Source organism: Variovorax restrictus (genome assembly GCF_051216715.1).
Taxonomy (GTDB): domain Bacteria; phylum Pseudomonadota; class Gammaproteobacteria; order Burkholderiales; family Burkholderiaceae_C; genus Variovorax.
The window spans coordinates 101,413-116,173 of record NZ_JBPJZH010000001.1 but is presented as its reverse complement, the minus strand read 5'-3'; the positions used below and the strand labels follow the sequence as shown (position 1 = coordinate 116,173).

Genomic DNA, 14,761 nt, shown 5'->3' with positions numbered 1-14,761 from the left:
CGTTCTCACCAGGGCAGCGGCTCGCCCAGATGGAAGAAGCCGCCGCTGGGGCCGTCGGCCGGCAGCGTCGCCAGCTGCACGCTCGTCTTGGCACCGTCGACCACGTTCATCGGCGCGCTGCTGCCGCCCATGGCGGTCTGCACCCAGCCGGGGTGGGCCGAATTGACTTTGGTACTGCTGCCCTTGAGTTCATAGGCCAGGTGCACCGTGTACGCGTTGAGTGCCGTCTTCGAGGCGTTGTAGGCGGTCACTTTGGCGTCGTAGATCGGCGAGGCGGGGTCGCTGTGCAGCGTCAGCGAGCCGAGGATGCTCGACAGGTTGACGATGCGGCCGGCCGGTGCCAGGCGCAGCAGCGGCAGCAGCGCCTGCGTCACGGCGATCGGCGCGAAGAAGTTCGCGTCGAAGGTGCCGCGCAGCACTTTGTCGGGCACGGTCGAGGGCAGGTAGCGCGGCGCGCCACCAGGTTCGCCCTCGAGGTACACGCCGGCGTTGTTGACCAGGATGTCGAGGCGCCCGGCCCTTTTCTGGAAGAAGTCGAAGGCGCGGCGGTGGTCCGCGTCGTCGGTCACGTCGAAGACGATCGATTCGGCCTCGATGCCTGCCTCGCGCAGCTGCGCGACGGCGTCGCGGCCGGCTTCGGCGCTGCGGGCGCCGATCACCGGCAGGATGCCGAGGGCGCCGAGCTGACGCGCGGTTTCGAAGCCGATGCCGCGGTTGCCGCCGGTGATGAAGGCGATCTTGCGGTCGAGGGGGGTGCTCATGGGTTCTCCTGGGTTTGAGGGAGGGGCCGCGCCCTGTGCGCGGCCATGGAGCGATGGTCGCGCAGCCGGTCGTTGCAGGCGCGGTGGCTTTGCGAACGCAGTGTTTGCCGAAAAGCCAACAGTGGCAGGGAACCCGGCGCGACCCCTTCAGCGCAGCGCGCGCCGGTACTGCACCGCCTCGGCCACGTGCACCTGCTGCACGGTTTCGGTGGCCGCCAGGTCGGCAATGGTGCGCGCCACCTTCAGGGCCCGGTGCGTGCTGCGTGCCGACCAGCCCAGCCGCGCGGCGGCGGTGTGCAGGAAGCCGAGCGCGGCCGGCTCCAGCGCCGCATGGCGGTCGATCGCCGCGCCCGCCAGCGCCTGGTTCGCCGTGCCTTGGCGGGCGATGGCGCGTTCGCGGGCCGCGACGACGCGTGCACGGATGTCGGCGGTCGATTCGCCCGGCGCGGCGTCGAGCAGTTGCCGCGGCGCGATCGCCGGCACCTCCACGTGCAGGTCGATGCGGTCGAGCAGCGGGCCGCTCAGCTTGCCCTGGTAGCGGGCCACCTGGTCGGGCGTGCAGCGGCAGGCCTTGAGGGCGGAGCCGAGGTGGCCGCAGGGGCACGGGTTCATGGCCGCGATGAGCTGGAAGCGCGCGGGGAACTCGGCCCGGCGCGCCGCGCGCGAGATGGTGATCGTGCCGGTCTCCAGTGGCTCGCGCAGGGCTTCGAGGGCGGCGCGGGCGAACTCGGGGAACTCATCCAAAAAAAGAACCCCTTGGTGCGCCAGCGAAATCTCGCCCGGCCGTGGCGGCGATCCGCCCCCGACCAGCGCCACGGCGCTGGCCGTGTGGTGCGGCGATGCGGTCGGCCGCACCATCCAGCGCTCCAGCGTGAAGCGTCCGCCGAGGCTGGCGATGGCGGCGCTCTCCAGCGCTTCCTCGACCGTCATCGGCGGCAGCAACCCGGCGAAGCGCTGGGCCAGCATCGACTTGCCCGAGCCCGGCGGGCCCACCATCAGCAGCCCATGCTGGCCGGCCGCCGCGATTTCCAGCGCGCGCTTGATGCCGGCGTGGCCCTTCACGTCAGCGAGGTCGGCGTAGGGCGCCGGCGGTGCGGCGGGTCGCGCGGCGACGCGGGTCCAGCCGGCGGCCGGCGGCGCCTCGGGTGAGCCAGCCGGCTGGTGCAGGAACTGCCCGACCACGTCGAGCAGGTGCTGCGCGCCATAGACCACGGCGTCGGGCACCAGCGCCGCCTCCTGCGCGCTGTCGGCCGGCAGCACCAACCGCGTCGCCACGCCGCGGGTGTGGAGCGCGAGCGCCATCGCCAACGCACCACGCACCGGCCGGAGATGGCCGGAGAGTGAGAGCTCACCTGCAAACTCGTGTCCGGCCAGGCGTTCGGGGTCGATCTGGCCACTGGCAGCGAGGATGCCCAGGGCGATCGGCAGGTCGAAACGGCCGGAATCCTTGGGAAGGTCAGCCGGCGCGAGGTTGACCGTGATGCGCTTGTTGCTCGGAAATTCCAGCCCCGCGTTGTGGATCGCCGAACGGACGCGCTCGCGGGCTTCCTTGACTTCCACATCGGCCAGACCCACCAGCGTGAAGCTGGGCAGCCCGTTGGCCAGATGCACCTCGACCGTGACAGCGGCCGCTTCGAGCCCGAGCAGGGCGCGACTTTGCACCAAAGACAGACTCATTCCTCTCCCTTTCACCAAATCGGTGCAATCTTGTATGTCCGCCGAGACAACGCACACATTGGTGCGCGCCCACGGTTTGAAACAATTTTGGCAACGTTTCAAGCCGTGACAGGCCGTTGCGCTGGCCGATGCGTTCACAACGCGAGCAGTTTGGCACGCTCCCTGCTTTGACAGGTTTCCCCCTATCTCAAATCCTGCACAGGAGCCAAATCGATGATGCACCGTAAAACTGCCCAGGCCTTGGCCGTGGTCGCCCTTGCCACCCTGCCGATGTTCGCGAGCGCACAGCTCACGGGCAACGTTGCACTCACGAGCAATTACAAGTTCCGCGGCCAGGACCAGGACACCGGCCGCACGCGCGCCGTCAAGCCCGCCATTCAGGGCGGCTTCGACTACGCCTTCGGCGAGAGCGGCTGGTACGTCGGCAACTGGAACTCCAGCGTCAACTGGCTGTCGGGCAACAGCATCGAGAGCGACATCTACGGCGGCTACAAGTTCGCCGCCGGCGGTGTGAACTGGGACGTGGGCGCGCTGACCTACATCTACCCGGGTGCCAAGGGCGCCAACACCACCGAGCTCTACGGCGCCGGCAGCTTCGGCCCGCTGACCCTGAAGTACTCGCACACGATCTCCAAGGATTACTTCGCCTGGGCCGGCGAGGACGCGGGCTCCGGCTACAAGGGCCGCAACACCGGCTACCTGAACCTGGCCTTCGCGCAGGAAGTCGCGCCCTCGCTGACGCTGAAGGCGGCGGTGGGCTACACGCGCTTCAACGGCGGCATCAAAGACAACGTCCCCGGCATCCCGAACTACGTCGACTACGCGCTGGGCGTGTCGTACGACTTCGGCAGCGGCCTGGCGCTCTACGGCGGTGTGCAGGGCGCGAACAAGAAGGACTTCTACGGCTTCGTGAACAAGGCCCGCGGCATCGTCACGCTCAGCAAGACGCTCTAAAGAACAAAGGCGCGGCCCATGTTGCCGCGCCGATCCATTTCATCTCTAGGAGAAACGCCATGAAGCTGGTCACAGCCATCATCAAACCATTCAAGCTCGACGAGGTGCGCGAGGCGCTGTCGACGATCGGTGTCCAGGGGATCACCGTGACGGAAGTCAAGGGCTTCGGTCGCCAGAAAGGCCATACCGAGCTCTACCGCGGCGCGGAGTACGTGGTCGACTTCCTGCCGAAGGTCAAGATCGAAGCGGCTGTGGCCGACGAGCTGGTCGAGCGGGTGATCGAGGCGGTCGAGGGCGCGGCCCGCACCGGCAAGATCGGCGACGGCAAGATCTTTGTCTACAACCTGGAACAAGTGGTGCGCATCCGCACCGGTGAAACCGGCCGCGAGGCTCTCTGATCTCGCATCGAGGCACGAAAGAACAATCGACATGAAAAAACTGCTTGTCTCACTCGCGCTCGGCTTGAGCGTGCTCACTGCCGGCGTGACCGGTTTCGCCCAGACCCCGACGCCGAACGCCCAGGAAGCCGGGGCCACGTCGGCCGCTGCGCCTTCCGCCGCGACGCCTGCGGCCGCGACGCCTGCTGCCGCACCGGCCGCCGCACCCGCTGCTGCTGCACCCGCTGCGGAAGCTGCCGCGCCTGCCGCTGCCGCTCCGTCGTTCAACAAGGGCGACACCAGCTGGATGATGCTGTCCACGCTGCTGGTCATCATGATGACCATCCCTGGCCTCGCGCTGTTCTACGGCGGCCTGGTCCGCAGCAAGAACATGCTGTCGGTGCTGATGCAGGTGATGGTCACCTTCTCCATGATCGTGGTGCTGTGGCTCATCTACGGCTACAGCCTCGCATTCACCGAGGGGAATGCCTTCATCGGCGGCTTCGACCGGCTCTTCATGAAGGGCGTGTTCGACGCGGCCGCGGGCACCTTCGCACCGGCGGCCACGTTCAGCAAGGGCGTCTACATCCCCGAGCTGCTGTTCGCTGCCTTCCAGGCGACCTTCGCCGGCATCACCTGCTGCCTGATCGTCGGTGCCTTCGCCGAACGCGCCAAGTTCTCCGGCGTGCTGGTGTTCATGGTCATCTGGTTCACCTTCAGCTACACGCCGCTGGCGCACATGGTCTGGTTCTGGATGGGCCCGGACGCCTACACCGCAGCCGGTGTCGTGGACGAGATGAACAGCAAGGCCGGTCTGATCTGGCAGTGGGGCGCGCTCGACTTCGCCGGCGGCACGGTCGTGCACATCAACGCAGCTGTGGCCGGCCTGGTCGGTGCCTACGTGATCGGCAAGCGCGTTGGCTACGGCAAGGAAGCCTTCACGCCGCATTCGCTGACGCTGACGATGGTCGGTGCCTCGCTGCTGTGGGTGGGTTGGTTCGGCTTCAACGCCGGTTCGGCCCTCGAAGCTGGCACCAGCGCCGTGCTCGCCTTCATGAACACCTTCTCGGCCACCGCCGCTGCGGTGCTCGCCTGGTGCATCGGTGAAGCGATGATGCGCGGCAAGGCGTCGATGCTGGGTGCCGCATCGGGTGCCGTCGCCGGCCTCGTGGCCATCACCCCGGCTGCCGGCAACGTCGGCCTGATGGGCGCGATCATCATCGGCTTCATCGCCGGCTTCGCCTGCCTGTGGGGCGTGAACGGCCTGAAGAAGCTGCTGGGCGCGGACGACTCGCTCGACGTGTTCGGCGTGCACGGTGTCGGCGGTATCGTCGGCGCGCTGCTGACCGGCGTGTTCAACACGCAAGCCCTCGGTGGCCCCGGCCTGGTCGGTGACTGGGTCACGGCATCGGTCGTCTCCAACGGCATCGGCGCCCAGGTCTGGGTCCAATTGAAGGGCGTGCTGCTGACCATCGTGTGGTCGGGCGTCGTGTCCTTCATCGCCTTCAAGATCGCCGACCTGACGGTGGGCCTGCGTGTGACGGAAGAAGAAGAGCGCGAAGGCCTCGACATCTCCGCTCACGGCGAAACCGCCTATAACAGGTAACACCCCCGAAGGGCCCGGCGCACTGCGTGTCACTGTGTATTGCCTGGCCCTTCCCCCTCCAGGGGGCAACACCAGCAGCCCGGCGAAGCCAGTTCCGCGGTGTTCCTGGCAGGGGAAAAAGAAAGAATGAATAGACGAACGAGTTTTCAGCGAGAGTCTCCTTTGGATGTTCAGCCCGCAGTGCTTCGGCACCGCGGGCTTTTTTTTGCCCGCGCGCGCCACAATGAACGCCATGAATTGGACCCCCCTCGACGACAGCGCCTGCCAGCTCGGCGAATCGCCTTTCTGGCATCCGGACGAACAGGCGCTCTACTGGCTGGACATCCCCGCGCGCACCGTGCTGCGCACCCGCGGTGAGGGCCACGCGATGCGCATCGAACGCTGGCCGCTGCCCAGCGAGCCCGGCTGCATGGCGCCGGCGCGCAGCGGCGGCCTGGTGCTGGCGCTGCGCGACGGCATCTACCGCGCCCGCGAGTGGGGAGGCGCGCTGCAGTTGCTGGTGCGCGCCGACCACGACACGCGGACCATGCGCTTCAACGACGGCAAGTGCGACGTGCAGGGCCGCTTCTGGGCCGGCACGATCAACGAAGCGAAGGACCGCGCCAATGCGGCATTGTTCTGCCTCGACGCCCGTGGCGGCCAGTCGCCCGTCTTCACGCAGATGGCGAACGAGGCCACGACCGCCAACGGCCTCGCCTTCTCGACGGACGCACGTACGGTCTACTGGGCCGACACGGCGTCGCATGCCGTCCGGGCGTGGGACTGGGACGCGACCGCCAACACGCTGTCGGGCGAACGGGTCTTCGCGCAATTCGACGCCAAGCCGGACGGCTGGACGCCCGAATCCGGCCTGCCTTACGACGGCCGACCCGACGGCGCCACCCTGTCGGTCGATGGCCACTACTGGGTAGCGATGTTCGAGGGCGCACAGCTGCTGCGCTTCGACCCGTCGGGCGCGCGGGTCGACACCCTGGCGCTGCCCGCCCAGTGCCCAACGATGCCCTGCTTCGGCGGCGCCGACCTGCGCACGCTCTTCGTCACCACGGCCGCCAAGGGCCGCAGCGATGCCGAGCGCGCGCGCCTGCCGCATTCCGGCCGCGTGTTCAGCACCCGCATGGCGACGGCCGGCCTGCCGGTGAACTTCTTCGAGGACTGATGCGCGACCTGCGTGGGCCCGCGCACGGCGTACCATCGACCGCATGAACCCCCAGCTTCACGCCATCGCGGAGCGTATCCGCGCGGCCACCGCCGCCGGCACGCCACTGCGCATCCGGGGCGGCGGCACCAAGGACTTCTACGGCGAGCCGTGCGACGGCGACCTGCTCGACACCCGGGCGCTGTCGGGCATCACGAGCTACGAGCCGAGCGAGCTGGTGGTGACGGTGCAGGCCGGCACGCCGCTGGCCGAACTCGAAGCCGTGCTGGCCGAGAAGGGCCAGTGCCTGCCCTTCGAGCCACCGCACTTCGCCGACGGTGCGACCGTGGGCGGCATGGTCGCCGCGGGCCTCTCGGGGCCGGCGCGGGCCAGCGTCGGTGCGGTGCGCGACTATGTGCTGGGCGCGACGCTCGTCAACGGTCGCGGCGAGCTGCTCAGCTTCGGTGGCCAGGTGATGAAGAACGTCGCGGGCTACGACGTCTCGCGCGTGCTGGCCGGGTCGCTCGGCGTGCTGGGCGTCATTGCCGAGGTGAGCCTCAAGGTGTTGCCGGTGCCGCCGGCCGAGGCCACGCTGCGCTTCGAATGCGGGGAGGCCGAGGCGCTCGAACTGCTCAACGGCTGGGGCGGCCGGCCGCTGCCGCTCAACGCGAGCTGCTGGGTGCCCGAGGCCGGGGTAGAGGCAGGTGAGGGCGTGCTGTACCTGCGCCTGCGCGGCGCGGTGGCCGCGGTCGACGCCGCCTGTGCGCACCTGGGCGGTGAACGTCAGGGCGACGTCAAGGCCGACTGGGACGCCTGCCGCGACCAGCGCTTGCCGTGGTTCGCCGACGCGCCGGCCGGCCACGAGCTCTGGCGCCTCTCGGTGCCGCAGAGCGCGCCGGTGCTGGCGCTGGGCAGCCAGCCGCTCGTCGAATGGCATGGCGGCCAGCGCTGGTGCTTCGCGCCGGACGGCGAGGGCGAGCGCCTGCGTGCGGCGGCGCGAGCGGCAGGCGGCCACGCCACGCTGTTCCGCGCGGCGCAGCATGATGCGGCGGTGCCGCGCTTCGATGCGCTCACGCCGCCGCTCGCGCGCATTCATCGGGCACTGCAGCGCGAGTTCGACCCGGCCGGCATCTTCAACCGCGGCCGTCTGTACCGCGCCGAGCCCGCGCTCGGCTAGCCGGAGCCCCGCACCGCCGCCATGCGCCGCCTGCTCCATCTCACCGGCCAGCATCGGACCGCCTCGGTCGACCGCATCTTCGGCCTGCTGCTGGCCTTCAATGCCGGTGCGGTGAATGCGGGAGGCTTGCTGGTGGTGCACATGTACACCTCGCACATGTCCGGCTTCGCCTCGCAGGTGGCCGACGGGCTGGTGCTGGGCAACGTGGCGCTGCTGCTCGGCGCGCTCGGTGCGCTGCTGGCCTTCATCGTCGGTGCGGCCACCACGGCCGTGATCGTGCACTGGGCCCAGCGCCACCGTCTGCGCAGCGCCTTCGCGTTGCCGCTGATGCTCGAGGCCGCGCTGCTGCTGGTCTTCGGCCTGCTCGGCGCCATCACGCTCACCTGGCCGACGCCCTTCGCGGTGCCGCTCACGGTGCTGCTGCTGTCGTACATCATGGGCCTGCAGAACGGGCTGAGCTCGGCGATGTCGCACGGCAAGATGCGCACCACGCACATGACCGGCCACGTCACCGATCTGGGGCTCGAGCTCGGCCGGCTCGTCTATCGCAACCATCGCCTGACGCCTCCCGAAAAGCGGGTGCGCGCCAACCGCGCGGCCTTGCGCTTCTATGGCGGGCTGATCGGCATGTTCATCGTCGGCGGCATCGTGGGCGCCACCGGCTTCAAGTACATCGGCTTCGTCTGGGTGGTACCGCTTGCTGCGTTGCTGCTGGCGCTGTCGCTGCCGCCTTTCCGGCGGGACCTGCGGCGTTCGGTCTACCTGCAATTGCTGCTCGGTTCTGCCGCGCGGCGCTTCGGTCGACGCGCGCCACCGGCCGGCCCGTAGGGCGCTCACAATCGACGCACAACGAGACAACCCACGATGCAAACCCAACTCGCCCCCGAATTCCAGGGCACGGCAGAGGGCCGCGAGGCCGAAGCCATCCTGCGCAAGTGCGTTCACTGCGGTTTCTGCACCGCGACCTGCCCGACCTACCAGCTGCTCGGCGACGAGCTCGACGGCCCGCGCGGCCGCATCTACCTGATGAAGCAGGTGCTCGAGGGCCAGCTGCCCACGCGCGCCACGCAGCTGCACCTGGACCGCTGCCTGACCTGCCGCAACTGCGAGACCACCTGCCCGAGCGGCGTGCAGTACGGCCATCTGGTTGACATCGGCCGCAAGATCGTCGACGAGAAGGTGCCGCGCCCGGCGATGGAGTCGGCCACGCGCTGGCTGCTGAAGGAAGGCCTGACCTCACCGCTCTTCGCGCCGGCAATGAAGCTCGGCCAGTCGGTGCGCGGCCTCTTGCCCGAGAAGCTGCGCGCCAAGGTGCCGCCGAAGCAGGACGCCGGCGCCTGGCCGACGCGCACCCATGCGCGCAAGGTGCTGATGCTCGCGGGCTGCGTGCAGCCGTCGATGATGCCCAACATCAACAGCGCGACGGCGCGGGTGCTGGACGCCGCGGGCATCCAGACCGTGATCGCGCCGGAAGCCGGCTGCTGCGGCGCGGTGAAGTTCCACCTCAACGACCACGAGGGCGGCAAGGCGCACATGCGCGCCAACATCGACGCGTGGTGGCCGCACGCCGAGCGCGACGACGTGGAGGCCATCGTCATGAATGCCTCCGGCTGCGGCGTCACGGTGCGCGACTACGGCCATCTCTTCAAGGACGACCCGGCCTATGCGCTGAAGGCCGAACGCATCAGCGCGCTGACGCGCGACCTGAGCGAGCTGCTGCCCGACCTAGTGCCCGCGCTCAAGCCGCGCGTCAAGGCGCCGGCGGGCGTCATCGCCTACCACCCGCCGTGCACGCTGCAGCACGGCCAGAAACTGCGCGGCGGCGTCGAGGTGAACCTGCGCGCGCTGGGTTTCGACATGCAGGTCGCAAGGAGTGAGGCGCACCTGTGCTGCGGCTCGGCCGGCACGTATTCGGTGCTGCAGCCCGAGCTGGCCTACCCGCTGCGCGACCGCAAGCTGGGGCACCTGAACCAGCTGCAGCCGACCACCATCGTGTCGGCCAACATCGGCTGCATCACGCACCTGCTGAGCGGCAGCGAGACGCCGGTGCGGCACTGGGTCGAGCTGCTGGATGCGGCCTTGGCGCCGGCCTGATCGGACAGCAGCCGCCGTCATCGGCCGACGCGCGCAGGTCGATGCGTGCAGCATGCTCGCCGCATGTTCAAGTCAGAGGAGTTCCGCATGTCCCCCCGCCGTTTGCTGGTCGTTCAATCGTGTGTCGCGCTCGCCTGCGTCGGGGCCAGTGCGCTCACGCTGGTGCAGGCGCAGGGCGCCGTCCCCGAGATGCGCAGTGAAGGCGCGGTTCGCTATGCCTGCGGCGGCATCGGCGTGGACGAGTCCACGGCCATGCGCGCGGCAATGAAGTCGCATCCGCTGTCGTTGCTGTTCGCTCGCGCCGACGGCGCCTACCTGGCGGACGTGGCGGTGACGGTGACCGGCGCGGGCAGCGCCCCGGTCAGCCTCCGCGCAGGCGGCCCGGTGTGCCTGGTGAATCTCCCGGCCGGCAACTACACGGTCGAGGCAAGCACCGAGGGCATGAGCAAGCGCCAGACCGTGACCGTCGGTGGCGCACCGAAGACGCTCGACTTCCGTTTCTAGGCGCTAACAGGCGCCGTCGCCTCGGGTGCGCACTGCGGCAGCCCGATCATGAACTGCGTGCCGGCGCCTGGGCGGCTCGTCACGTCGATCCAGCCGCCGTGGCGCGACACGACGGTGTTGACCACGGCAAGGCCGAGCCCCCAGCCGTGCGCACGACCGCCGCCGGTCCGGCGGTGACCTGCTTCCCGCACCCGCGACAGCGCTTCGCCGTCCATTCCGGCGCCTTCGTCGCGGATCGATAGAAGGATCTCCGACGACTGTCCGTCGTCCGATGGCAGCGCGGCCATGCAGACGTCGATCTGGCTGCCCGCCGGGCTGTGGCGGATGGCGTTGTCGAGCAGGTTGCGCAGCGCACGCATCAGCAGTGCGCCGTCGGCCAGCACGAAGGCTTCTTCGTCGTGCAGGCGCTCGCGCAGCGTGACCCCACGCGTCTGCGCGTAGGCCCAGACGGCATCGAGCGCTTCCGTCGCCACGCCGGCGATCGACACGGCCATGACGCGGTAATCGGTGGAGTCGGCCTCGAGCATGGTCATGAAGCTGTCGGCCATGGCGAGCGTGCGCTGCGCCTCGCGCGCGACGGCCGCGTTCAAGTCCTGAGCGACGGGGGGCGAGTCGCCGGGCGCATGGAGTTCGATCAGGCTCAGGATCGACACCTGCGGCGCGCGCAGGTCGTGCGAGAAGAAGGCGAACAACGCGGCGCGTTCGCGTTCGGCCTGGCGTTCGCGGGTGAGGTCGCGCAGCACGACGAGCCAGCGCTCCGATGCAGGTCCGGGTTCGTGCTCGCCGAGGCGCACGGCCTGCGCCCGGAAGACCGAGCCGGCCTCCGTCGTGTACTCGCCGGTCGCAGCCTCCCGCCACACCGAGGGCAACGTCGCCACCACCGCCGGCGGGACGTCGATCAGATCCAGACGCTGCAGAGACGCCAACAAGCCGAAAAACGGGCGTCCGGCGAGCGTGTCGCTCAGGCCTTCATGCGCGATGCTGTCGCGGGCAAAGGGCATCAGCAGCGCACGCGCAGCGGCGTTGCTCTGACCCCTCAGGCCTTCATGCGCGATGCTGTCGCGGGCAAAGGGCATCAGCAGCGCACGCGCAGCGGCGTTGCTCTGACCGATCAGACCATCGCCGCGGCAGATCAGCACGGCCACTGGCATCACCGCCAGACTATCGCTGAGCGTCGACTGCAGCGTCACGAGGCGTCCAATGGCGCGTTCGAGCGAATGCGTTCGCTGCTCGAGCGAGTCCATGGCCACGGCGCGGGAGACCTGCGCCGGCTCGAAGGCGCCGGCCGGCACGGCGTTCAGCGCGTCGATCCGCTGCCTGAAGAACTGCATCAGCGCGGCCAGGCGCCGCCAGCTCCACAACACATAGGCCAGCGCGATGCCGAAGAGCGGTGTGGCGATGGGCAGCGCGGTGCGGCCTTCCTGCAAGGCGACCACGCCCAGGCCTGCCGTGATCGCAGCGAGCAACAGGGCGCAGATGGCGGCGTGCCGCGCGAGGACGAGAAAGAGGATCAGCGCCGTCCACGAGGGCAAGGCGATCCAGAGCCAAACCGCCCGCATGCCGGGAAACTCGATGGTGCGGCCGTGCATCAGCGCGTCGAGCGCGTTGGCGTGCACCTCCACGCCGGGCAGTGCGGCGCTTCGCGCACCCATGCCCGTCACGGCCAGTTGATCGTCCAGCCGTGAGTCTTCCACGGCGCCCACCAGCAGATTCTTCCCGCGAAAGGATTCCGCCGGCACCGTGCCCAGGAGCACGTCCACATAGGACACCGTGCGATAGCTGCCCGCCGGCCCGGCCAGCCGGAAGCCGAAGCGCGACAGCCGAGTCCATCGGCCGTCGGGTTCGAAGGCGGGCCCGGCGGGTGCCGCGTCCCGCGCGCCCGACGCCACCAACACGCCGGCGTAGGGTGCCAGGCGCACGGCGGTGCCTTCGTAGCGAAACAAGGTGCGCACGCGGTCGTCGCTGTCGGCGTTGACATTGACGTGGCCCAGACCGCGGGCCGCCGTGGCCAGCAGCGGGACCGGTTCGCTGTACCCGATGGAGGCGGTGGAGAGGGTGCCCGCGGCGCCGGGGACGACGCCGAAATTCATCGGCAGATAGACGGGCAGTTTCGTCATCGCTCTTGCCAGCCAGGCGTCGTCTTCCGGCGGCCCGGGCGTGTCGAAGAACACGTTGAACATCACGCTGCGTGGCGCGTGCGGGGCGAGTTGTTCCAGCAGCCGCGCGTGGAGGGTGCGCGACCATGGCCACGGCCCGAGCGCCGCAATGCTGCGCTCGTCGATGCCGATGATCACGATGTCGGACGCAGGCGCAGCACGTTCGTCGGTGCGCAGCGCCTGGTCGTAGAGCAGTCGGTTGATATCGCCCAGTCCGGGGCGGTCGTTGACCCAGAGCAGGGCCAGCGGCAGCAGTGCGGCGATGAGCAGCCACTCGATCAGGAAACGGCGGCGCATGGAAACGGCGAGGGCGCTGTCTGCGGCTCAGGCGCCGGCCGCGGCTCCATCGGAACGGACCCACTCGAGCCGATACCCCTGAGCAAGCAGATCTCGGACGAGGGCGTTGCCGGCGAGGTCGTATTCCCGGCGCAGAAAGACGCCTGGTTCAAGGAGGGCACCTTCCCGAACCTCGACAACCTGCGCCGCATCGCGCCGGGGGTGACCAAAGACCAGCTCTACGACTTCGTCGGCCGCCCGCATTTCAGCGAGGGAATGGCCGCCGTGCGCGAGTGGGACTACATCTTTCACTTCCGCACGCCGGCTGGCGTCAAGACCTGCCAGTACAAGGCGATCTTCGACAAGCACGTGGTGGCGCAGAGCTTCCACTGGCTGCCGACGGATTGCGCCGATGTGCTCAAGGTCGCCGCGGCACCGACACCGCCTGCGCCCGTCGAGCGCGTGGCGGCGCGGCCGGCACCCAAGCGCGTCGAGCTGTCGGCCGATGCGCTCTTCGCCTTCGACGGCGCTGCCGCGAGCGACCTGCTGCCGCAGGGGCGGCAGGAACTCGACGCACTCGCCGCCAGCCTGCGTGGCGCCCAGGGCGTGGAGCGCATCGACATCACCGGCCACACCGACAGGCTGGGTTCCCCCCGCTACAACCAGCAGCTGTCGCTGGCCCGTGCGGCCACGGTGCGCGATTTCCTGGTGAAGGCCGGCGTGCCCGCGCATGGCATCCAGGTCCAGGGCGTCGGCGAGACGGCGCCGAAGGTCCAGTGCGCGCAGGCGAATCGACAGGCGCTGATCGCCTGTCTGGCGCCCAACCGCCGTGTCGACATCAGCGTGCAGTCGACCTCCTGACCTGTCGGCGCACGGGTGGCTGACCTTCCGCGGCGCGCATTTTTAATCTTTGTTGCCCATTAGTTTGCACTTTGAGAACGAAATGCGTCCTGAATCTCGCAGAACCTCGCTAACGCCACCGCGGCGCTCCGCTTGTCGACACCATTCGAACCCAGCAGGGGGTTTTACCGCGCGCCAAGACGCTCAGACGTTGCGCGGTTTTTTTAGAACATCGAAGGTACATGCCATGGACGGGATGCGGCAGGGGTCGGGGGGAAGCGGGAAAGATCACGCCGTGTGGTCTTCCGCCGCAGCCTGCCTCGAGCCAGTGCGCCCCGCCATCCCGGCCCAGCCGTCGGGCAAGACCTGTACCACCGACGACATCGAACATCCAGACGCCCTCGCAGTGCGCCGACCCGATCGCGCACGGCCATCCTTTGCTGTCACGCCGACGCTGTACTTCCACGCCGACACCAGTGCTGCTGTAGCACTGACTGTCGGCGTGGAATCCGTCGTGGCCGAGCCGCAACGGGCGAGCGCGGACGTCCAGGCCGTACTCTGAGTCGTCAGACGGACCGGCCCTTCCCATGCGACCTTCCTTCGTGTTGCGCCATCTCGCTGCGCGGGCACTTCTGGGCGATGCCCGCCTGGCGGTCGTCGTGGCGAGCATGGCCTTCGCGCCGCTGGCGCTCGCCCAACAGCAAGACGCCGCCGCATCTGCTCTTGGCACGGTGGCCCGCCTGGCGGGGCGCGCAGGCGTGCAGACCTGCCTCGACGCTACCCGCCGCTTCGGGCCGGCGCTGACCGGCACCGGTGGCAGCCACGCCGCGGTCGTCATGACCCACCCTGCAGCGCCGGACGCCGCGACGCTGGGTGTGACGATCGAGCGGAAAGACGCAGACGCGACGAGCCTCGTGAGTGCGACCTTCTCGCCGACGCTGCGTGGCGGTTGCGACCTGAGCTACGACAAGGTCGACGTGTGGCGCAAATCCTGCCAGGACGTCGCGCTCGAAGAGCTGCGCTACACCCAGCCCCTGGAGCGCCTGGGCGAACAAACGGCCGTCATTGCCTACAGCCCGACCCACCACGTCTACCTGATCCGCATTGCGGGCGGATGCGTCACGGTCACGAAAGAGGTGGTGTACCCGTGACGGCGCTGCATGTCCCCCGACACCGCGTCGCGAGGCCCCGCTGCTGCTACGGG

Annotated in this window: 14 protein-coding genes; 11 read left to right on the top strand and 3 right to left on the bottom strand. The window is 69.2% G+C overall.

Annotated features, from left to right (window positions below):
- Window positions 1-5 precede the first annotated feature (5 nt).
- Window positions 6-761 (bottom strand): SDR family oxidoreductase, encoded by a 756-nt coding sequence (locus tag ACSFA0_RS00565; RefSeq protein ID WP_435448288.1) that lies wholly within the window; start codon window positions 759-761, stop codon window positions 6-8.
- A gap of 147 nt (window positions 762-908) precedes the next feature.
- The gene (locus ACSFA0_RS00560) at window positions 909-2,438 is read right to left on the bottom strand and encodes a YifB family Mg chelatase-like AAA ATPase (RefSeq protein WP_435448287.1); all 1,530 of its coding nucleotides are present in this window, start codon (window positions 2,436-2,438) and stop codon (window positions 909-911) included.
- A gap of 213 nt (window positions 2,439-2,651) precedes the next feature.
- On the opposite strand from ACSFA0_RS00560, the gene ACSFA0_RS00555 reads away from it, so the two are divergent.
- The 8 genes from ACSFA0_RS00555 to ACSFA0_RS00520 all read left to right on the top strand — a co-directional run bounded on the left by ACSFA0_RS00555 (window position 2,652) and on the right by ACSFA0_RS00520 (window position 10,285).
- Entirely contained in the window at window positions 2,652-3,392 is a 741-nt protein-coding gene (locus tag ACSFA0_RS00555; protein ID WP_435448286.1) for a TorF family putative porin, read from the top strand.
- Between the two features lie 59 nt (window positions 3,393-3,451).
- Window positions 3,452-3,790 (top strand): P-II family nitrogen regulator, encoded by a 339-nt coding sequence (gene glnK / locus ACSFA0_RS00550; RefSeq protein WP_140844855.1) that lies wholly within the window; start codon window positions 3,452-3,454, stop codon window positions 3,788-3,790.
- A 31-nt stretch (window positions 3,791-3,821) separates the two neighbouring features.
- Entirely contained in the window at window positions 3,822-5,375 is a 1,554-nt protein-coding gene (locus ACSFA0_RS00545) for an ammonium transporter (protein WP_435448285.1), read from the top strand.
- Between the two features lie 232 nt (window positions 5,376-5,607).
- Entirely contained in the window at window positions 5,608-6,531 is a 924-nt protein-coding gene (locus tag ACSFA0_RS00540) for an SMP-30/gluconolactonase/LRE family protein (RefSeq protein ID WP_435448284.1), read from the top strand.
- A 43-nt stretch (window positions 6,532-6,574) separates the two neighbouring features.
- Window positions 6,575-7,687, top strand: coding sequence for a glycolate oxidase subunit GlcE (gene glcE, locus ACSFA0_RS00535; protein ID WP_435448283.1), 1,113 nt, complete (start codon window positions 6,575-6,577; stop codon window positions 7,685-7,687).
- 21 nt (window positions 7,688-7,708) lie between these two features.
- Complete coding sequence (locus ACSFA0_RS00530; protein ID WP_435448282.1) at window positions 7,709-8,515, top strand: YoaK family protein; 807 nt, start codon at window positions 7,709-7,711, stop codon at window positions 8,513-8,515.
- A 36-nt stretch (window positions 8,516-8,551) separates the two neighbouring features.
- Window positions 8,552-9,781, top strand: a complete 1,230-nt coding sequence (glcF, locus tag ACSFA0_RS00525; RefSeq protein ID WP_435448281.1) for a glycolate oxidase subunit GlcF — start codon at window positions 8,552-8,554, stop codon at window positions 9,779-9,781.
- An 87-nt stretch (window positions 9,782-9,868) separates the two neighbouring features.
- Window positions 9,869-10,285, top strand: coding sequence for a carboxypeptidase regulatory-like domain-containing protein (locus ACSFA0_RS00520; protein ID WP_435448280.1), 417 nt, complete (start codon window positions 9,869-9,871; stop codon window positions 10,283-10,285).
- On the opposite strand, the gene ACSFA0_RS00515 is transcribed toward ACSFA0_RS00520, so the two are convergent.
- Window positions 10,282-12,738, bottom strand: coding sequence for a CHASE2 domain-containing protein (locus tag ACSFA0_RS00515; RefSeq protein ID WP_435448279.1), 2,457 nt, complete (start codon window positions 12,736-12,738; stop codon window positions 10,282-10,284). The two genes, ACSFA0_RS00520 and ACSFA0_RS00515, sit on opposite strands and share 4 nt — an antisense overlap.
- Here ACSFA0_RS00515 and ACSFA0_RS00510 point away from each other — a divergent pair.
- From ACSFA0_RS00510 to ACSFA0_RS00500, 3 genes are all read left to right on the top strand, one after another.
- Window positions 12,622-13,578, top strand: a complete 957-nt coding sequence (locus tag ACSFA0_RS00510; RefSeq protein WP_435450867.1) for an OmpA family protein — start codon at window positions 12,622-12,624, stop codon at window positions 13,576-13,578. The genes ACSFA0_RS00515 and ACSFA0_RS00510 overlap by 117 nt on opposite strands.
- A 274-nt stretch (window positions 13,579-13,852) precedes the next feature.
- Complete coding sequence (locus ACSFA0_RS00505) at window positions 13,853-14,119, top strand: hypothetical protein (protein WP_435448278.1); 267 nt, start codon at window positions 13,853-13,855, stop codon at window positions 14,117-14,119.
- A gap of 25 nt (window positions 14,120-14,144) precedes the next feature.
- Window positions 14,145-14,708: a hypothetical protein gene (locus ACSFA0_RS00500; RefSeq protein WP_435448277.1), complete on the top strand. Its 564-nt coding sequence runs from the start codon at window positions 14,145-14,147 to the stop codon at window positions 14,706-14,708.
- Window positions 14,709-14,761 lie beyond the last annotated feature (53 nt).